Source organism: Rhodospirillales bacterium, from assembly GCA_016712595.1.
In the GTDB taxonomy this organism is placed as follows: domain Bacteria; phylum Pseudomonadota; class Alphaproteobacteria; order Rhodospirillales; family Defluviicoccaceae; genus Defluviicoccus.
The window spans coordinates 598,300-616,316 of the sequence record JADJQT010000002.1; the positions used below are offsets into that span (position 1 = coordinate 598,300).

At 62.9% G+C, this 18,017-nt stretch carries 19 protein-coding genes and 1 tRNA gene; 8 read left to right on the forward strand and 12 right to left on the reverse strand.

Annotated elements, in window-relative coordinates:
* The first annotated feature begins 6 nt into the window (after nt 1–6).
* Nucleotides 7–1,308, forward strand: coding sequence for a H(+)/Cl(-) exchange transporter ClcA (clcA, locus tag IPK66_14635; GenBank protein ID MBK8176453.1), 1,302 nt, complete (start codon nt 7–9; stop codon nt 1,306–1,308).
* Here clcA and IPK66_14640 read toward each other — a convergent pair.
* The 4 genes from IPK66_14640 to IPK66_14655 form a co-directional block, all read right to left on the reverse strand.
* The gene (locus IPK66_14640; protein ID MBK8176454.1) at nt 1,305–1,484 is read right to left on the reverse strand and encodes a hypothetical protein; all 180 of its coding nucleotides are present in this window, start codon (nt 1,482–1,484) and stop codon (nt 1,305–1,307) included. The two genes, clcA and IPK66_14640, sit on opposite strands and share 4 nt — an antisense overlap.
* A gap of 344 nt (nt 1,485–1,828) precedes the next feature.
* A complete protein-coding gene (folE, locus tag IPK66_14645) occupies nt 1,829–2,527 on the reverse strand; it encodes a GTP cyclohydrolase I FolE (protein ID MBK8176455.1) in 699 nt (232 codons plus the stop codon).
* Nucleotides 2,528–2,549: 22 nt separating this feature from the next.
* Nucleotides 2,550–2,957 (reverse strand): Co2+/Mg2+ efflux protein ApaG, encoded by a 408-nt coding sequence (gene apaG / locus IPK66_14650; GenBank protein ID MBK8176456.1) that lies wholly within the window; start codon nt 2,955–2,957, stop codon nt 2,550–2,552.
* A 137-nt stretch (nt 2,958–3,094) separates the two neighbouring features.
* A complete protein-coding gene (locus tag IPK66_14655) occupies nt 3,095–4,051 on the reverse strand; it encodes a radical SAM protein (GenBank protein MBK8176457.1) in 957 nt (318 codons plus the stop codon).
* A 154-nt stretch (nt 4,052–4,205) separates the two neighbouring features.
* Between IPK66_14655 and IPK66_14660 the strand changes: the two genes are divergently transcribed.
* Nucleotides 4,206–4,279, forward strand: a tRNA-Gly gene (locus IPK66_14660).
* Here the strand turns inward: IPK66_14660 and IPK66_14665 are convergent.
* The 5 genes from IPK66_14665 to IPK66_14685 form a co-directional block, all read right to left on the reverse strand.
* A complete protein-coding gene (locus IPK66_14665) occupies nt 4,246–4,602 on the reverse strand; it encodes a hypothetical protein (GenBank protein ID MBK8176458.1) in 357 nt (118 codons plus the stop codon). The genes IPK66_14660 and IPK66_14665 overlap by 34 nt on opposite strands.
* Complete coding sequence (locus IPK66_14670; GenBank protein ID MBK8176459.1) at nt 4,599–5,822, reverse strand: sodium ion-translocating decarboxylase subunit beta; 1,224 nt, start codon at nt 5,820–5,822, stop codon at nt 4,599–4,601. The genes IPK66_14665 and IPK66_14670 overlap by 4 nt, the downstream gene beginning before the upstream one ends.
* Before the next feature lie 16 nt (nt 5,823–5,838).
* Entirely contained in the window at nt 5,839–6,237 is a 399-nt protein-coding gene (locus IPK66_14675) for a biotin/lipoyl-binding protein (protein MBK8176460.1), read from the reverse strand.
* Nucleotides 6,238–6,264: 27 nt separating this feature from the next.
* Nucleotides 6,265–6,606, reverse strand: a complete 342-nt coding sequence (locus IPK66_14680; protein ID MBK8176461.1) for a hypothetical protein — start codon at nt 6,604–6,606, stop codon at nt 6,265–6,267.
* Nucleotides 6,607–6,679: 73 nt separating this feature from the next.
* On the reverse strand, nt 6,680–8,233 hold the full coding sequence (locus IPK66_14685; protein MBK8176462.1) for an acyl-CoA carboxylase subunit beta: 1,554 nt from the start codon (nt 8,231–8,233) through the stop codon (nt 6,680–6,682).
* Nucleotides 8,234–8,537: 304 nt separating this feature from the next.
* Here IPK66_14685 and IPK66_14690 point away from each other — a divergent pair, with 304 nt between their 5' ends.
* The 6 genes from IPK66_14690 to IPK66_14715 all read left to right on the forward strand — a co-directional run bounded on the left by IPK66_14690 (nt 8,538) and on the right by IPK66_14715 (nt 14,959).
* Complete coding sequence (locus IPK66_14690) at nt 8,538–9,764, forward strand: CoA transferase (GenBank protein MBK8176463.1); 1,227 nt, start codon at nt 8,538–8,540, stop codon at nt 9,762–9,764.
* Between the two features lie 269 nt (nt 9,765–10,033).
* Nucleotides 10,034–10,240 (forward strand): cold-shock protein, encoded by a 207-nt coding sequence (locus tag IPK66_14695; GenBank protein MBK8176464.1) that lies wholly within the window; start codon nt 10,034–10,036, stop codon nt 10,238–10,240.
* Nucleotides 10,241–10,623: 383 nt separating this feature from the next.
* Nucleotides 10,624–12,369 carry an AMP-binding protein gene (locus tag IPK66_14700; GenBank protein MBK8176465.1) on the forward strand — a complete coding sequence of 582 codons (1,746 nt, stop codon included), beginning with the start codon at nt 10,624–10,626 and terminating at the stop codon, nt 12,367–12,369.
* Nucleotides 12,370–12,434: 65 nt separating this feature from the next.
* Entirely contained in the window at nt 12,435–13,220 is a 786-nt protein-coding gene (locus IPK66_14705) for a L,D-transpeptidase family protein (GenBank protein ID MBK8176466.1), read from the forward strand.
* Nucleotides 13,221–13,234: 14 nt separating this feature from the next.
* Nucleotides 13,235–13,681: a hypothetical protein gene (locus tag IPK66_14710; GenBank protein ID MBK8176467.1), complete on the forward strand. Its 447-nt coding sequence runs from the start codon at nt 13,235–13,237 to the stop codon at nt 13,679–13,681.
* A 432-nt stretch (nt 13,682–14,113) separates the two neighbouring features.
* Nucleotides 14,114–14,959 (forward strand): universal stress protein, encoded by an 846-nt coding sequence (locus tag IPK66_14715; GenBank protein MBK8176468.1) that lies wholly within the window; start codon nt 14,114–14,116, stop codon nt 14,957–14,959.
* Nucleotides 14,960–15,026: 67 nt separating this feature from the next.
* On the opposite strand, the gene IPK66_14720 is transcribed toward IPK66_14715, so the two are convergent.
* The 3 genes from IPK66_14720 to IPK66_14730 are packed head-to-tail and all read right to left on the reverse strand — an operon-like array spanning nt 15,027 to nt 17,738.
* A complete protein-coding gene (locus IPK66_14720) occupies nt 15,027–16,100 on the reverse strand; it encodes an AI-2E family transporter (protein ID MBK8176469.1) in 1,074 nt (357 codons plus the stop codon).
* Nucleotides 16,101–16,104: 4 nt separating this feature from the next.
* The gene (locus IPK66_14725) at nt 16,105–17,001 is read right to left on the reverse strand and encodes a prephenate dehydratase (protein MBK8176470.1); all 897 of its coding nucleotides are present in this window, start codon (nt 16,999–17,001) and stop codon (nt 16,105–16,107) included.
* Nucleotides 16,998–17,738, reverse strand: a complete 741-nt coding sequence (locus IPK66_14730) for a 3-deoxy-manno-octulosonate cytidylyltransferase (protein ID MBK8176471.1) — start codon at nt 17,736–17,738, stop codon at nt 16,998–17,000. Before IPK66_14730 ends, IPK66_14725 begins: the two co-directional genes overlap by 4 nt.
* Nucleotides 17,739–18,017: the final 279 nt, after the last annotated feature.

Sequence of the window (18,017 nt, forward strand, 5' to 3'; positions counted from 1 at the left end):
CGTGGTGTGACGTATTCCGGCCGCTTTCTCGCTCTCGCGGCAGTCGTCGGGGTTTTGACCGGTCTTCTCTCCACCGGCTTTCAGGTGGGGATTGCCCTCGTCATCGGCGGCTATGCGGCGGTGGTGCGCCGGACGGCTGAAATCGGCGTTCCCGGCTGGATCGTCGCCGCGTCACTGAGCGCGGTGATGGTGTCTGCTGCGGTGCTGATCTTGCGCCGGATCGCGCCGGAAGCCGCCGGGAGCGGCATTCACGAAGTCGAAGCCCACATCGATGGCGTGCGCCCGTTACGCTGGAAGCGGGTGCTGCCGGTCAAGTTCGTCGGCGGTATCCTCGCCTTGGGCGCCAACCTGACCGTGGGCCCGGAAGGCCCGGTTGTGCACATGGGCGGGGCGGTGGGCCGGATGCTGGCCGATCGGTTCCACTTGCGCGGCGAGCACGGCAAGGCTCTCGTCTGTGCCGGCGCAGGCGCAGGCATCGCAGCCGTATTCAACGCGCCACTCGCCGGCTTTCTGTTCGTGCTCGAACAGATGCGGCGCCATTTTTCGCTCACCGTCGTCTCGTTCCACGGCCTCGTTCTCGCCTGCGTCAGCGCAGCGATCGTTACCGCCTTGTTCTTCGGCCAGGGGCCGGCATTTCCGATCAAGGATTATCCGACTCCGGCGCTGCTCGATCTGACGCTGTTCGTTGCTCTGGGGGCCGGCATCGGCGCTGCGGGCACCTTATTCAACCGGGTGTTGATAACGACGATTGAGGTCTTTGAGCGCGTCCGCCGCTGGCGCCCGCTCGTGGTGGCGCCGATGATTGGCGCGGCGACAGGGGTGCTGGTGGTCGTCCTTCCTCACGGTGTCGGCTCGGGGCAGGCGCTCACCCTCAAGCTGTTTCTCGAACCGTTCGGCTGGCAGATGTTGGTCCTGCTGCTTGTCGTTCGGCTGCTGACGACTCTCGTCAGCTACGCGGCGGAAGCACCCGGCGGAATATTCGCGCCATTGCTGGCGATCGGCGCGATCACCGGCCTCGCCTTCGGGCAGTTGTTTGGCGCCCTTTTCCCCGGTCTCGTCGCCGAGCCGGGGGTTTACGCCCTCGCCGCGATGGGGGCGCTGTTTGCCGCGACACTGCGCATTCCGCTGACGGCAATCGTTCTCGTGATCGAGATCACCAACAACGTCGGCGTTTCCCTGGCGATCATCGCCAGTTGTCTCGCCGCCAGTCTCGCGGCGCAAGCGCTCGGCGCCAAGCCACTCTATGAAGACTTGCTGGAGCGCCTGATCGCGCGCCAGAAGCGTCATCTCGGGGAGGGCGAGGGTTAGCGCGAACCGACAACAAAGTCGCCGACGAACTGCTCGTAAAATGAAATTAATGGATCGCGTATTGCCAATGCCGTGGAAAAGACCGCCACAATAACCAGCGTGGCAATAATACGAGCTTCGATTGCATTAGCCTTGGGCTCAAGGGCAAACAGCTTCGCCACGCATTTCAAGCGCATGTGATGATCCGTCGGTTGGCAAGTAGATGTGAAATTTCTGCGGAACCTACGGCCGCCGACACGACACAGTCAAACGGCATTTTACGATCCTTGCTAAGGAATTGATAGGCTTGACACCTTGCCTTAACACCCGTCGCCAAACGCTTCTTAACCGCGAAACGTGCGGAATTTAATCGCGACTCGAAATCAAAATTAACCGAAGAAAACGGCGAAGGTGAGGCGATCCCGTGGGATGCTCAACCTGTTTGCGCCGGCAACGTGCCGCGAACGAATCGCGCTCGATCGCGCACTGTCGCGACACCAGGGCCTCGATGGCGATTAGGATCGGCTTCCCCGCGGCATCATCAGACGAAGCCGCCCTCGCTGCCGCAGGATTTGCCGACCATTGCCAGAAACTCGCGGCGTGTCGCCACGTCCTCGCGGAAGGCCCCGAGCATGCGGCTCGTCGTCATCACCACGCCGGGCTTGTGCACGCCGCGCGTCGTCATGCACTGGTGCGCGGCCTCGATCACCACGGCAACGCCTTTCGGCTCGAGGATCTCGTTGATGGTATTGGCGATCTGCGCCGTCATCTTCTCCTGAATCTGCAGCCGACGGGCATAGATATCGACGACTCGCGCCAGCTTGCTGATGCCGACGACGCGGCGGTGCGGCAGGTAGGCGACATGCGCGCGACCGATGATGGGGGCGAGGTGATGTTCGCAATGCGATTCGAAGCGAATGTCACGCAGCAGGACCATCTCGTCGTAACCGTCGGTCTCCTCGAAGGTGCGGCGCAGGATCTCGACCGGATCAGTCGTATAACCGCTGAAGAATTCTCCGAAGGAATCGACCACCCGCCGCGGCGTCTCGACCAGGCCCTCGCGAAGCGGATCGTCGCCCGCCCAGCGGATCAACGTGCGAACTGCGGCCTCGGCCTCCTCGCGGCTCGGCCCTGCGGGCACAGCCGCGCCGTGCATCTCACGACGTCGCGAGGCGCGGTGCTCGATTTCAGCAAGCTCGTCGCCGGCGTCGGCGTCTGACGCGAATTTCCCGTCGCTCATCGGCCTGCTTTCGCTTGGGCGCTCAATGCACCACAACCCGGTTGTGCGGGCTGTCGAGCGAGAAGGCGGGAATGACGATATCGAACTGCTCTCCGGTTTCGGCGCGCATCTGGTAGCTGCCCATCATGATGCCCGACGCGGTGGCGAGGGGTGTGCCGCTCGCGTACTCGAACGCCTCACCCGGGCGTAATACCGGCTGCTTGCCCACGACACCTTCGCCACGAACCTCGTTCAAATGGCCCTTCGCGTCGGTAATCATCCAGTGCCGGGTCAGCAACTGAACGGTCTCAGCGCCCCCGTTTTGAATGCGCACATGATAGGCCCAGACGAAGTGGCTGGAATCGGGGACCGATTGGTCTTCGAGAAAATAAGGCTGCACGGTCACGGTGATTCCGCGAGTGGTCGCCGCATAGTGCGGTTGCTGTTCGATCGAAGGCTGTGTCACGTTCTCTCCCGTTCCCCGCGCCCGCTCGCTTTGAGAAACGCGCGGGCGACCGCGGTTAACATGTGTCCGGCGGCGACATTTGTCCAGGTTTCTGCCGGTCTTGCCGGTTTTGCGCTTCGGGGTTATGGCACTGAGCAGGTGGCGCCACCGAGGACGCAGAACTGGGCACAAAAGGGATGGTTCAGCGCGACCGTCCTTGTGGAAGTGGCCAGTCCGGCACCGAGGTCGAAACGCCGATCGTAGGGCAGCAATGTGCACGGAACCACGACCGGGCGATCATCGCCCTTGCGTTTGATCACCATGCGCGCGCTCGCGCACATCATCTGTCGAGGCGTAACGCCGAGGATATCCCAACAGCGCGCGGTGATCTCCGGCACCTCGGCGCGCAGGTCCATTTCCGGAAAGAGGACGAGGGCCCGGGGATCGCTGGCATCGAGCGGCAATTTCTCGGCGGTGAACAGCCGCGCGAAGCCATTCCGCACTGCGTCTTCCGGCTCACCCCAGAGCGTACGCCCGGCGACGTGAACGCAAAAACCATTCGCGCACAGCCAGCGTAAACCTTCCAGCATCGGCGACCAGCTGCCGATCCCGCGCACCAACTCATGCTTGTTCGCATCGTAGTGATCGACCGAAATGCGAAGGGCGAGGGATTTGGCGAAGCGCTGGCGCAGGGCGAGAAGATCCGCGCGGTGGTGATGCATCGGCTTCATCGCGTTGGTCAGCACGAGCGCCCGGTATCCGCGCTCCAGCGCCACGGTCAGCATCTCGGGGAACTCGGGATTGAGAAACGGCTCACCGCCGGTAAAGCCGATCTCGACCAGTTCCGGGGCACATGTCTTCGCCTCGTCGAAGAACGCCACTGCTTCGGCCAGGCTCAGATAGGCGAGGCGGTCATTGCGCGGGCTCGATTCGATGTAGCAGTTCTCGCAGGCGATGTTGCACAGGGAGCCGGTGTTGAGCCAAAGCGTGCGCAGCCCGTCAAGCGTTACCTGGGCGCGCGGCTCGCCGGTCGCCGTGAGCGTGGGATCGATAAACTTGCCGCGGTTGCCTTGGGCGGCGGGTGGCGGGGTGCGGGTCATGGTTTCGCCTGGTTCACGGGGGGCATCGTTCCATTGCTGGCGCATTATGGCGGATGCGCGAAGGCACCATACACGCTCTGCGGATAGCCGTCGTTTGCGCCCGGCTTGCCAGCCGCGACGGCGGCCATTATAGAGTCGTATGAGATGTCGGGATGCGGGTGTAGTTCAATGGTAGAACGACAGCTTCCCAAGCTTTAGACGAGGGTTCGATTCCCTTCACCCGCTCCATCGTCCCGGCCGGCTGCTGAGGGGTCGCCTGACCCGTCCTTCAAATCCTGGTCGCCCAAATCCTTGTCACCGCGCCGCTCGATGTCGGCAGGAGAGGGGGGCAGCTCGTCATCGGCGAGGCGCGCGCGCGTGCCGAACGAAAGCACGCCGAGACCGAGAAACACGACCACGGCGCCGGCAAGCCAGATTGGAATGCGCTCGTTCAGTGGAAAGGCGTTGGAAATAAGACGGGCGCCAATGGCGCCCGTGCAGGAAATCGTTGCTCCCAGGATCCAGTAGACGCTTCGCGGCCACCGGGGAAGCTTGGCGTTGATTTTGATCACAAGTTACCCTGAGCCGCCTTGACGATCGTAATCAGCACGGCGGCGAAGATCGCGGACGTGATCACGCCGGAAATGTTGGCACCCAGCGCATGGGGCAGAATGATTGCTTCAGGATTTTCCTTGGATACGGTCTTCTGCGCGACTTTCGCCGTGGTCGGCACGCAGCTGACGCCGGCGATGCCAATGACCGGGTTATACTTTCCTCCCGAGATGAAATAGAGGATGTAGCCGCCGATCAGACCGCCGATCGCCGAGAACGTCAGAGCGATGATGCCGAGGATGAGCAGGATCAGGACCTTCTCATCGAGGATCGTTTGCGCCTCGCACAAGACCCCCAGGGTGAACCCCAGGAAGAATGTGGCCCCGTAGAGGACCTGGTTGCTGAACAACTCGTGAAAATACGTCAGACCGCTTTCACGAATGACGACGCCGAGGAACAGGGCCAGGAACAACGGAGCGGCAACCGGGAACAGCAGGCACAGAGCGATGCAGGCGACGACAGCAAACACCAGCTTTTCTTCGGAGGTAACCTGCCGGGTTTTTTCGATCGGCATGGCCAGTCCGCGCAACTTTGCCGGCACCAGTGCTTTGATCAGGTACGGATAGCCGCCGTAGGTCAGGCCGAGATAGAGATATCCGACGACCGTGATCGGCACGAAGATCTCGGGTGCGAGAACCAGGGCGGCAAACAGCACCATTGGCCCGTCCGCCCCGCCGATGGTCGCCGTTGCTGCCGCTTCGTTGATCGGAAGTCCGAGCCAGACGCCGAGCGGGAAGGCGACGAGGGTTCCGAGCTCGGCACAGACGGCGATGAACATGCTGCGGAACGGCCGTGCCATAACGAAGCCGACGTCGAGCAGGGTGCCAATGCCGAGGAAGACGAGCACCGCGATCAGGCCGTTGGAGAAAGTAAAGGTATAGATCGGTTGCAGAAAATCGATCTGCAGGACGTTCATCAGAGCGGTCGGATCGGACTCCAGCGGATTGAGGAACAGTGTTCCCATCTTTCCGTGCTCGAAAAACAGCACGCCCGCGTTCACCGCCGCCATCCCGAGCCCCATCGGAATCATGAGCAGAGCCTCGAGAACGCCTTTCTTGCCGAGATAGATCAAAAGGACGCCCAGCAGGATCAGGCCGATGCGGCCGTAAAAGATCTTTGTATCCGACGCGGCGAGTGTCGCTATCCCCTGAAAAATTTGCAGAAAATCGATATCGGGCACGGCGGGACCTCCGGCCTTAGGAGATGGTCAGGAGCGGCTGACCGGCGTCGACCGCATCACCCTCCTTGACCGCAATCGCTGTAACCTTGCCGTCCTTGTGCGCGGAGACGACCGTCTTCATCTTCATCGCTTCGATCACCGCGACTTTATCGCCGGTTTTGACCGCGTCGCCGACGCGCACGCTGACCTCGATAACGACGCCACCTAACGGTGCCGCCTTTTCGTCCGGGCCGCCGGCAGCTGCCGGTGCGGCCGCAGCCGGAGCCGCCATTGGCGCCGGGGCCGGCGCCGCGGCACGCGCCGCTGCCATCGTGCCGGGCGTCGGATAAAGCGTTCCCCCCGTCCCCTCGGTGACGTCCTCAACGACGACGTCGTACACCTTGCCCTCGACGGTGATCTTCAGATGCCTAACCATGTTTCCGTCCCTTGAGCTCAATTCTAATCAACGTGGCGTGCGCTGAGGCACGTGAGAAGTCTGATGCATCGTCCGGCCCGAGGCGGTCCAGGCGGCGCCGCGGGGCACCTCGCCAATGTGGACCAACCGATGCGCGCCAAGGATCGCATAGACCGCGGCAGCGACCGCGGCGACGTGCGCCGCCGTTTCATCGACGACGGGTGCGACCGAGATCGATACGGCGGTCGGTGCCGCAACGGCCTTCTTTTTTGACTTGCTGGCAGCGAGGACGATGACGATGCCGCGGATGAACACGGCGGACAGTCCGGCGATGACCGCCATCATCCCGTAGGAAAACGCCGCCAGCTTGATTGTGGATTCGATATCCATCTCCAGCCTTCCTTCTGTTTCCTGTGCCCACGGTTTCCTGTGCCTGGGAGTCTCGCGTTCCGAGGCGTGGGGGCTAGAGCGGAATGTTGCCGTGTTTTTTCGGCGGGCGCAGTTCACGTTTGCCGAGCAGCTTGCGCAGCGACAGCGCCACCATGCCGCGAGTCTGCGAAGGCTCGATCACGTCGGTGATATAGCCGCGCGAGGCTGCCATGTAAGGAGAGGCGAACTCCGCCCGGTATTCGGCGACGAGTTCAGCGCGGCGGGCCTTGGGATTCTCCGCCTCCTTGATCTCCTTACTGTAGAGGATGTTCACCGCGCCTTCCGCGCCCATTACGGCGATCTCGGCGTTCGGCCAAGCGTAGACGAAATCCGCGCCCATTTCCTGGCTGCACATCGCGAGATAAGAACCGCCGTAGGACTTGCGGGTAACGACGGTGATTTTCGGCACCGTGGTGCTGGAGTAGGCGAAGAGCATCTTCGCGCCGTGGCGGATGATACCGCCGCGTTCCTGATCGATTCCCGGAAGGAACCCGGGAACGTCGACGAGCGTGACCACGGGAATGTTGAAATCGTTGCAGAAGCGGATGAAGCGCGCGGCCTTGTCCGATGCGTCGATGTCGAGCGCGCCGGCCTTCTCCATCGAGTTGTTGGCGATGATGCCGACAACGACGCCCTGCACCCGACCGAAACCAACGATGATGTTGCGGGCGAACAGCGCGTGCACCTCGAGGAAGTCACCGCCGTCGACGAGGCGGCCGATGATCCCGTGCATGTCCATCGGCTGTGACGGATCGGATTCGGCGAGTGCGTTCATGCCCTCGTCTTCACCCATTTCGACCGCGTCGTTGAGGTTGTGCGGCGGGTCCTCGGTGTTGTTCGCCGGGAAGAAGCTGAGCAGCTTTTGGGCGATAGCGATGGCGTCGCCCTCGTCTTCGGCGACGAAGTGAACGTTGCCGCTGATCGAGGCATGCATCATCGCCCCGCCGACATCTTCCATGCTCACATCGCGCCCGGTCACCGCCTTGATCACCTGCGGGCCGGTGATGAACATGTGGGCGTTCTGCCGGGTCATGATGATCCAGTCCATCAGCGCCGGCGAGTAGGAGGCGCCACCGGCGCACGGGCCGGCGATGATGGCAATCTGGGGAACCACGCCCGACAGCAGAACGTTGCGATAGAAGACGTCGCCGTAGCCGGAGAGTGCGTCGACCCCCTCCTGGATGCGGGCGCCGCCGGAATCCTTGAATGCGACCACTGGCGTGCCGTTCTTCAGCGCGTAGTCGAGCGCTTGGCACATCTTCTTCGCGTGCATCTTGCCAAGCGTGCCGGCGACGACGGTGAAGTCCTGGCTGAACGCCGCGACCTGCCGCCCGGCGACATAGCCGGTGCCGACGACGACTCCGTCCGCTGGCAGATCCTTGTCAGTCATGCCGAACGACGTGCACGTATGACGGATGAACGTGCCGAATTCCTGGAACGTTCCTTCTTGAAAAAGGCTGGTCAGTCGATCGCGTGCGGTAAGGAGGCCTTTTTCATGGCGATCCTTGATCTTCTTTTCGCCGCCGGCGGCGATCACGTGTTTGTGCTTGTCCCTGAGCGCTTTGAGACTTTTCGAATCGAGAGGCATGGCAGTAATTTTCCCTCCTGCGCGCGGCCGTCCCTTCCGGTCCACACGATCGAAACGCCGCAAGTGCCACCGTCATCGGAAAAATTTGCGCCGCTTGCCAGCGGCGCTTACGAGATGCTTCTTGGCGGCAGTCCCAAGCGATTAAGTATGCTAGGGTTTTTCGGCTTTCGCTCGTTCTTGGTCCCTGTTGGCCCCGGCACCATAAGTGCGTCTCCGAGACGTGTCAAAAAAATACGTGAGAATGCGTCTCCTTTGTTGGTCGCATTGTAATATCACCGAAAAATGCAAAATCAGGAGTTGAACGATGGTCGAAAGCACTGGACCTCTGGGTGGCGTGCGGGTCCTTGATCTCAGCCGCGTGCTCGCCGGGCCAGTGGCGACCCAGTTATTGGGCGACCTCGGAGCCGACGTCATCAAGGTCGAGCGTCCCCGTGTCGGCGACGATACCCGGCACTGGGGGCCGCCGTGGCTGGCGGTGAAGGAGGGCAGCGAATCACCGCCGAGCGCGTATTATCTCAGCGCCAACCGCAACAAGCGCTCGATCGCCGTCGACCTCAAATGCGCCGAAGGCCAGGACATTGTCCGACGTCTCGCTCTGTGCTCGGACGTTGTCGTCGAGAACTTCAAGGTCGGTGATCTTGCTCGCCTGGGGCTCGATCATGCGGCACTGTCCGCCCTCGCGCCGGCGCTTATCTATTGTTCGATCTCGGGGTTCGGCCAGACCGGCCCGCTGGCGGGACTCGCGGGCTATGATTTCCTTGTGCAGGGCATGGGGGGAATCATGAGCCTGACCGGCGATCCGGACGGGCCGCCGATGAAAGTCGGCGTTGCCGTTGCCGATGTCGTCTGCGGTCTTTATGCGGCGACCGCCATTCTTGCAGCGCTGCGTCATCGCGACGCCACGGGTGAAGGACAACACATCGACCTCGGCCTGCTCGATACGCAGGTCGCCTGGCTGGTCAATCAGGGCCTCAGTTATCTGACCTGTGGAACGCCGCCCGCCCGCCTTGGCAATGCCCATCCCAACATCGTTCCCTATCAGGTTTTCCCCAGCCGCGACGGCCACTTTATTCTCGCCGTCGGAAATGACGCGCAGTTTCGCCGGTTCGTCGAATTCGCCGGCCTCGCTCATCTTGCCGACGACCCGCGATTTGCCGACAATCCATCGCGGGTCTGCAACCGCCTCACCCTGGTGCCGATGTTGGAGGCGGCATGCCGCCAGCATCCCACCGCATTCTGGCTCGAGAGCCTGCAATCGCTCGCCGTTCCCTGCGCGCCAGTCAATGATCTGCGCGAGGTGTTCAGCGACGCGCAGATCCGCCATCGCGGTATGCGCGTCGAGATGCCATACCCGCAGGCACAGCGGGGATCGGTCGAGTTGATTGGCAACCCGATCCACTTTTCGCGGACACCGGTCGATTATCGTCGACCGCCGCCGGCGCTGGGCGAGCACACCGACGAAGTCTTGGAAGACGTCCTGGGATTGACTCCGGAACAAAGAACGCTGTTGCGCCGCAAGAACGTCATATAGGCCCATTTGGGGCAATAATGCGCTGTTGATATCTGGGATATTTCCGCAACCATATGAAAATAAAAGAGTCATACTGACCGTGTACGTAAAAGTATTGTCCATTGACTCATCGCTGCCTGTGGGCACACCTTTCCGGACAGGTTGCTGAGGCATGAATCAACTGAAGCTAATGGGTCAGCCGACAGCGAACGGTCATGATCGAAACGTGGTTTGCGCTGGGGAGCGAGCCGTCGGCCAAGTCCCGGCGTCATCAAGCAAGGGGAGCGGGTATGGCAAAGGGGACGGTGAAGTGGTTCAACGCCACGAAGGGCTACGGGTTCATCACGCCAGACGACAGCGACAAGGATGCGTTCGTTCATGTCTCCGAAGTCGAGCGGTCGGGAATGGAACGGCTGACCGAGGGACAACGCGTGTGTTTTCAGATTCGCCAGGAAGCACGCGGCCTCAAGGCTGTCGGCTTGACGCCAGCGGACTAACGCCGACGGCACAGGCGTAAGCCGCTTCTTTCGTCGGCCACGTTCTTTCCATTTGCCTCGCCAGACGCCGCGGTTGGACGGTTCTGCGTCCCCGCGAAATGGATCGCCTTGCCGGTCGACAAAGCTTTGTCCCGGCTGCCGACACGGGCATCGGCCACGACCCCCTGGCGATATCGACCGGGCGGATGGCCGATCGGTCAGATGTTCGCCTCCGCTCATTTTGTCGTGCCCAGACCCGTTCCCATGTCCTCCCTGTCGCAACGGCGGTCTTGCCGTCCGCATGCGCCGCCCGTGAGCACTTTTGCGCCCGGCGAAACGTTGCGATCGGCGCTTGCAGCACGCGGGCAATCTGGGAATGCTTATTCTCCAGGTATTCCTGAGGTATCATCGGCGTTAATTCGTCAATCGGGTACTTCGAACCGATACTGCGGGAGGCAAAATTGGACGTCTGGGACGAGGCGCGAACCCACCTTGACGGATTGCCGGGGGGCGGTGGTTTGAACATCGCGTTCGAAGCCGTCGATCGGCACGTCGCCCATGGCAGGGGGGAGGCGATTGCCTTTCGCTTCGTTGCTGCCGACTTCTCGATCCGCACCGTGACGTTTGCCGAGTTGATGCGCCAGACGAACCGCTTCGCCAATGTCCTGGGTACGCTCGGTGTCGGCGCCGGCGACATGGTGTTTGCCTTTGCCGACCGGCGACCGGAGGTTTACGTCGCGGCGCTTGGCTGCCTGAAGGTCCGCGGCGTTTTTTCGGCCTTGTTCGCGTCCCTTGGCGAGCAGGCGCTTCAGTCGCGCCTCGCCAAGGGGCTCGGCAAGGCCCTCATAACTGTCGCTCCTCTATACGCGCGCCGCGTGGCGCCAATTCGTGCCGCGCTGCCGCTTCTACGCCACGTCCTTATCGCCGGCGACGATGCCTCCTCAGCAGGCACGCTCGATCTCGATCGGTTGATGCAGGAAGCCGACGATACCTTTTCCATTCCGCCCACCGATCCCGAAGATCCCGCCTTCGTTCATTTCACCAGCGGTACACGCGGCTCGCCCAAAGGCGTCGTCCATGTTCATGCCGCGGCCATCGCTCATCATTCCACCGCGGCTAGCGTTCTTGGCCTGCGTTCCGACGACGTGCTCTGGTGCACGGCCGATCCGGGGTGGGTTCTCGGAACGTCGTACGGGCTGATCGCTCCGTTGCTGCACGGTGTGGAGACCCTGATCGACGAAGACGCCTTCGATGCTACCCGCGCGTATCGGATTATCCAGGACCATAAGGTCAGTGTCCTTTATACGACGCCAACGGCCATCCGGGTGATGATGACCGCCGGCTCGCGGCTCGCCCGGACGTTCGACCTCAGCTCGTTGCGCCTGATTGTCAGTGCCGGCGAGGCGCTCAATCCCGAGGCGGTCCGCTGGGGCCGGCAAACCTTCGCCCTCGATATCCACGACACCTGGTGGCAAACCGAAACCGGCGCCATCGTCATCGGTACGCCGGCGGCGGAAGACGTCGTCCTTGGAACGATTGGCACTGCGGTTCCCGGCATTGAGGCAGCGGTCGCGCACCGGCGCGCGGATGGCAGCGTCGAGATCGTGCGCACGTCGAGCGAAGTCGGCGAACTGGTTCTCTCTGCGGGCTGGCCGTCGATGTTCCGCACGTATCTTGGCGAGCCGGAGCGCTACGAGCGTTCTTTCAGCGACGGCTGGTATCTGACCGGTGATTGTGTCTGTCGCACCGCCGACGGCCGGTTTTCCTTCGTTGCCCGTGCCGACGAGGTCATCAAGTCCGCGGGCCAGCTCATCGGCCCCTCGGAGGTCGAGGCGTGCTTGCTCGAATATCCTGGCGTCGCCGAAGTCGGAGCGGTTGGCACACCGGATCCGATCATTGGCGAGGCGGTCAAGGTCTTCGTCGTCCTGCACGATGGCGTTGCCGCCGACGAAACTCTGCGGGTCGCGATGATCGAGTTTGCTCGCCACCATCTCGGAGCGGATATGGCCCCGCGCGAGATCGCCTTCTGCCGCGACCTGCCCAAGACGCGCAGCGGTAAGATCGTGCGCAGCTTGCTCAAGGCTCGTGAACTCGGCCTGCCTGAAGGCGCGTTCGACTTCGACGACCTCGACGATTCGCTCCCGGCCTGAGCTCCGGGCGCGTTATTTCGCGCGGCGGCGGCTCGGCGTGGTGTCGATGCCCCCCCCGGCCGCGGATGGCCGAGCCGTACGGCCACAGCGAATCGGTATCCGTCCGATGGTGCCCGCCGATCGAACACCATGTTCGCCGGGATGAGCAACATAAGTTGCCGGCACGGCGACGCGAATCGCGTTGCTGCCATTTTGCCTTTTGTTTTTCCAGCCGTTACGGCGTAGGTGGGGCGCTGGCGAGGGATCGTTGCCGCAGCGTGCCGCGCTGCCCTTTTCGCTGCGCCATACCTTTGCTATATCTTGGCCACAATTTAAGTGGAGTGGTCTGCGCCGTGCTCAAGGCATTAATTGCGTCCTGCGGTGTTGCTTGCGCGCTGATCGTATGGGGACAGCCGGCAAGGGCCGGCACCGAGTGGTCCCAGCCGTTCAAGGCCGATCGCGTTCTCGTCGTCAAGAGCGAGCGGCAACTTTATCTCTTGCGGGACGATAGGGTTATCGGACGGTATGCCATCTCGCTCGGTCGATCGCCGGTGGGCGACAAGGTGTTTCAGGGCGACGGCCGCACACCGGAAGGCATTTACGCGCTTGATGAGCGCAACAACGGCAGCCGTTTCTACCGGGCGATTCACATCTCTTATCCCAACTCCCAGGATATCGCGGAGGCGCGCAAGTACGGCGGGCGGCCCGGCGGACTGGTGATGATCCATGGCCAGCCGAGCGAATTCAACCGCGGCTACCACGACCGCTTGGCGTGGGACTGGACCGAAGGTTGCATTGCGCTCAGCAACGCCGAGATGGACGAAATTTGGCAGGCGACCGAGATCGGCACGCCGATCGAGATCTTGCCGTAATCACGCAACCATCAGTGCACAAAAGCGAACTTCCCCCGGCTTGGGATCATGTCGCGCTTGATTTCTGGCGCCACTCATCTAAAACCCGAATGGGCGCGGTCTATTCCGCGCCCTGCGTGCATCAAACCCCAAGGATTACCGCGGAGGGGAAAATGAGGATCGGTTTCGGCAAAATTCTGCCGGCTGTGCTTTTGGCAAGCACGTTTGCTGTCGGCGCGTGCGCCTCGTCGGGCGAGGTGGACGACCTGAAGGCGAGCGTCAGCTCGCTGCAAAGGGACGTCGCTGGGTTGAAGTCCGATACGGCCGCCGCTCGTTCCGAGTCCGCGAAGGCCGCGCAGGAGGCCCGTTCGGCCGCCGCCGCTGCCCAGCAGGCTGCCGCAGAGGCCAAAGCTGCCGCCAACGCAGCCAACGCCGCTTCGGAGAAGTCGGATCGGATGTTCCAGAAGTCGCTGCGCAAGTAGCACGAGGCTTCTCGCAACCCATGACTCCCTGGCTTCTTACGTCGGGGAGGATATTGGTTGTGCGGCCGGTCTGCGGATAAAGAACCACGGCAGACGGCCGTTAAAACAGACGCCAGATGTCCTGTTTCGCGCTGCTCCTGGATCGCTCGGCGACGATCGCCGGCAGACCCGGGCGCGAGGCCGGCTGATGGTGGTGAGTAGGGCGGAATCCGCACAAGGATTCCGCCCTTTCTCGTTTATTGCCGGGGTATTGGCGCTTTTTCACCGATCACATCCGCACCGGACGGGAACTGAGCTGGCGGAAGCCGCTACCCCGAATCGGGAGGTAAACGCGCGGCGTGCATGCGCATGGCGTCTGCAGTATAATTAATCATCTTGAGACGTTTCGTTCGATCGCACAGTGGCGAGCGCGTGTCGCATGGGACGGGCGCGATGAAAACGATTTTGCTGCCATTTCACGATGAAGAGGCCGGGCGGACCGCGGTCGAGGCGGCGGCGTTCATCGTTCAGCGATATGACGGCTTTCTGCAGGGGCTCCTCGTCCAGGAGGGTCCTCATGTCAGTTTTGGGCGCAACATGCCGGTGCCCGCCGAATATCTCGCCCAGGCCGTGCGACAGTGGCGGGAATTTGCCGCTTCGGCGCGCGAGCATTTTTTCGCGCTGACCCGCGACCGGGGCATGGTGCCGGGTGAGATCGAGAGCGCCGGCGCCGGACCGATGGCGGCCTGGCGGGAGGTCGAGGGGCGGGAAAGTCAGGTCGTCGGCGAATACGGCCGGTTATTCGATCTCATCGTGGTTGGTCGGTCCGGCGAGCAAGCGGCGGTCCGCTGGGAGGAGACCTGCGAGGCGGCACTGTTCGAAACCGGAAGGCCGATTTTGCTGGCGGCGCGTCGATCCCGCATGGCGCTGGGCGAGCACATCATCATCGCGTGGAACGGATCCACCGAAACGGCGCGCACCGTCGCGCTGGCATCGCCACTGCTGACTGCGGCATCGTCGGTCACGGTCCTGACGGTAGAGGGTGGCATGGTGCCCGGGCCATCCGGTGCGGAATTGGCCGCGCACTTGCGGCGCACCGGTGTTGCGGCCGACGGTCTCCGGGTAAGCGCCGAGGGGCGGACGGTCGGTGAGGCGATTCTCGAGACCTGCGAGGAACGTGGTGCCGACCTGCTGGTTAAAGGCGCCTATACGCGCAGCCGGCTGCGTCAGATCGTGTTCGGCGGGGCGACCGAGCACGTGATGCGATGGGCCAGACTCCCTGTCTTTCTCGCGCACTGAAAACGGCGTGCGGGAAAAGCGCGGGGCCGGTGAACGCCGGTTTGCCATGAGGGGGCCGAGGTAGGAGTCAGGTGCTGCGACCGCCGATGAACACGCCGACGGGGCGCAGTCCGACGATGGCATCACACACAACTTTCATCGCGGCGAGCAGCGGAACGGCCATCAGAGCGCCGGGGATGCCCCACATCCATGTCCAGGCGACAATCGAGATGAATACCGCCACTGGATTCATCGTTAGCCGCCGGCCAACGATGACGGGCGTGACGAATTGCGATTCAACCAGATGCAGGGCGAGATAGATGATCGCCGGCAGCATTCCGTCAACGACCCCCGGGAAGGAGAGCAGACCGACCAGCGCGACAATGCCCACGCCGATAACGGCGCCGACGAGAGGAACGAAGTTCAGCACTGCCGCCATCGTCCCCCAGAGAATGGCGTTCGGCATGTCGAGCAGCCAGAGAGCGAATCCGGTAGCCAGACCAAGGCCGGCGTTGATCAGCGTGACAGTGGCAAGGTAGGCGGAAAGCTTACGCTGGACATCGCGGGCGATATTGATCGTTTGTTCACCGCGGCCACCCGGCATGACCTGACGCAGCTTGTCACGGAAGAGTTCTCCCGTGGCGAGGAAGAAGAACAACAGGGCGAACAGAATTCCAAGAGTCGAGCCGACGAGTTGCAGCACACTGACGGTGCGCACAAACAGTCCGCCCTCTTCCACCACCACCCGTTGCGGGACCTGCTGAGGGCTTTCGAACGTAGTCATCGCCTCGACCTGCTGCGAGGCTTGACGCATGTCCTCGATCGGTTCCTTCAGCAGGCGGAACTTGCGTTCGAGCTGCTTGGTGATCTTCGGCAGTTCCGCCGTCCACTTCGCCGCGGGATCCGCAAGCAGGCCAATGCCGCCGACAACGAAGCCGACCAGGGCGACGACGACGATCACCGATCCCAAAGGCGGTGAGATGTGCAGGCGCGCGAGCGTGCGGACGACGGGAGCGAGCAACATCGCCAGCAGGGTGGCGACGACGATCGGCATGAGCACCGCCTGGGCGAGATAGAAGGTGTAGAGAATCGCCAGCGCGAACAGCCCAATTGTAGCAAGCGCGCTTGCCCGGGCGAGATTGATGCCGGGCCCGGGGGACACCCGGTCAATCCTCTTCGTCGCCGTTGCCATCCCAGCGGTAGGGATGTTGCGGATAGGTGCCGAGGACGCGAACTTCCCGGGAGAAGAAGCCAAGTTCCTCGAGGGCGAGGCGTACACCCCGATGCTCGGGGTGACCTTCGACCTCGACGTAGAATTGCGCGGCGTTGAACCGGCCGCCGACGAGATAGCTTTCCAGTTTGGTGATGTTGACGCCGTTGGTGGCAAAGCCGCCCAGCGCCTTGTACAGCGCCGCCGGCACATTACGCACCCGAAAGACGAGGCTGGTCATCGACGGGCCTGCCTTCGGATGCGGGATCAGCGGTTCCTTCGCCATGATCAGAAAACGCGTGGTGTTGTGTTCGGCATCCTCGATGTTGGCGCGCAGGCTGACGAGCCCGTAGATGTCACCAGCAAGTTCCGAGGCGATCACCGCCTGGGTTCGATCGCCGGCCTCGGCGATCTCGGCAGCGGCGCCGGCCGTGTCGAGGCGAACGACAGCGTCGAGGCCAAGCTCGCGAATCAGCGCACGGCACTGGTTGAGCGCATGGATGTGGCTGTGCACATGCGTCAGGAGATCGATTCGTGCGCCCGGCAGCGCCAGCAGGTGATGATTCACCCGCTGGTAGTGTTCGCCGATGATGTAAAGGCCGGAATTCGGCAGCAGGGTATGAATATCGGCGACGCGGCCGGCGACGGAGTTCTCGATCGGGATCATCGCGAGGCCGGCGGCGCCGTCGGCGACCGCGGTGAAGGCATCCTCGAACGACCGGCAGGGAAGCGTCGCGAGCTCTGGGCGCGCCGTCCGGCACGCCAGATCGGAATAGGCGCCGAGCGCTCCCTGAAACGCGATCGTCCGCTGGGGATCGGTTGCCGCCGGGGGGGGCGCCGCATGGGCGCTCACGGGCGGGCGCCAGCGAGGATCGCGCGCGCGCGGGCAAGATCGCCTGGCGCGTCGACGCCGAGTGGAACGGTATCGACGACGGCAGCGTCGATGCGCATGCCGTTTTCCAGTGCGCGCAGCTGCTCGAGCCGTTCGCGCCGCTCCAGTTCGCCCGGCGGCAGCGTGACGAATCGCTCGAGCGCGGCGCGGCGGTAGGCGTAAAGGCCGATGTGGTGCCACAGCGGACCATTGCCGGCTGGAATCGTCGATCGGCTGAAGTAGAGCGCCCGGCCGATCGATGCGCCTGGCGCCAGGGAAAGGGCGACCTTCACTACGTTCGGATCGGTGCGCTCGGCCGTCACCTCGATCGGCGCCACCAGGGTGGCGATGTCGACCGCTGGATCGGCCAGCGGGCTGAGGGCGCCATGAACAAGGCGCGGATCGAGAGTCGGCAGATCGCCCTGCAGGTTGACCACGACGTCGTGGCCTGCGTCGGGATCGAGACGGGTGAGGGCCTCAAAGATTCGGTCCGAGCCGGAGGGATGCTCCGGTCGGGTCAGGATCGCCTTGCCGCCGGCGGCTTCGACCGCGGTTGCGATCTCCGCCTCGGCGCAGGCGACGACGACCGGGCCGACGCCCGCCTCCATCGCTCGGCGCCAGACCTGGACGATCATCGGCACACCACAAATCTCGGCGAGCGGCTTGCCTGGAAGGCGCGTCGACGCCATCCGCGCTGGCACCAGAATTATCGGATTCATTGAAGATTTTCGCGTTTGCGAGGACATGGCAGCGAAATAGCACAGACGAGATGGGCCGTGCCACTTTCACCTCTAGTCCATGGAGATAATGGGGGGATTGAAGGACCCGGAGGCTTCCGACTATTGTGCCGCCCTCAAGGGTGGAATTGGCCTGCTAAGCCGACCGAACGGGTGGTTGGGGCACCGGAAGGAAACAAAAAATGCATTTTTCCCTGCTCGAAAAAATCGGCGCATCGGTGCTGCTGTGCGCCTGGATGATCTATGGCGCAAACGTTCTTG

What these genes read in the sequence shown, in the direction of transcription:
- IPK66_14640 (MBK8176454.1), bottom strand. Translation starts at nt 1,484, where the DNA reads ATGCGCTTGAAATGCGTGGCGAAGCTGTTTGCCCTTGAGCCCAAGGCT.
- folE (MBK8176455.1), bottom strand. Translation starts at nt 2,527, where the DNA reads ATGAGCGACGGGAAATTCGCGTCAGACGCCGACGCCGGCGACGAGCTT.
- IPK66_14655 (MBK8176457.1), bottom strand. Translation starts at nt 4,051, where the DNA reads ATGACCCGCACCCCGCCACCCGCCGCCCAAGGCAACCGCGGCAAGTTT.
- IPK66_14675 (MBK8176460.1), bottom strand. Translation starts at nt 6,237, where the DNA reads ATGGTTAGGCATCTGAAGATCACCGTCGAGGGCAAGGTGTACGACGTC.
- IPK66_14680 (MBK8176461.1), bottom strand. Translation starts at nt 6,606, where the DNA reads ATGGATATCGAATCCACAATCAAGCTGGCGGCGTTTTCCTACGGGATG.
- IPK66_14685 (MBK8176462.1), bottom strand. Translation starts at nt 8,233, where the DNA reads ATGCCTCTCGATTCGAAAAGTCTCAAAGCGCTCAGGGACAAGCACAAA.
- IPK66_14690 (MBK8176463.1), top strand. Translation starts at nt 8,538, where the DNA reads ATGGTCGAAAGCACTGGACCTCTGGGTGGCGTGCGGGTCCTTGATCTC.
- IPK66_14695 (MBK8176464.1), top strand. Translation starts at nt 10,034, where the DNA reads ATGGCAAAGGGGACGGTGAAGTGGTTCAACGCCACGAAGGGCTACGGG.
- IPK66_14705 (MBK8176466.1), top strand. Translation starts at nt 12,435, where the DNA reads ATGGCCGAGCCGTACGGCCACAGCGAATCGGTATCCGTCCGATGGTGC.
- IPK66_14715 (MBK8176468.1), top strand. Translation starts at nt 14,114, where the DNA reads ATGAAAACGATTTTGCTGCCATTTCACGATGAAGAGGCCGGGCGGACC.
- IPK66_14730 (MBK8176471.1), bottom strand. Translation starts at nt 17,738, where the DNA reads ATGAATCCGATAATTCTGGTGCCAGCGCGGATGGCGTCGACGCGCCTT.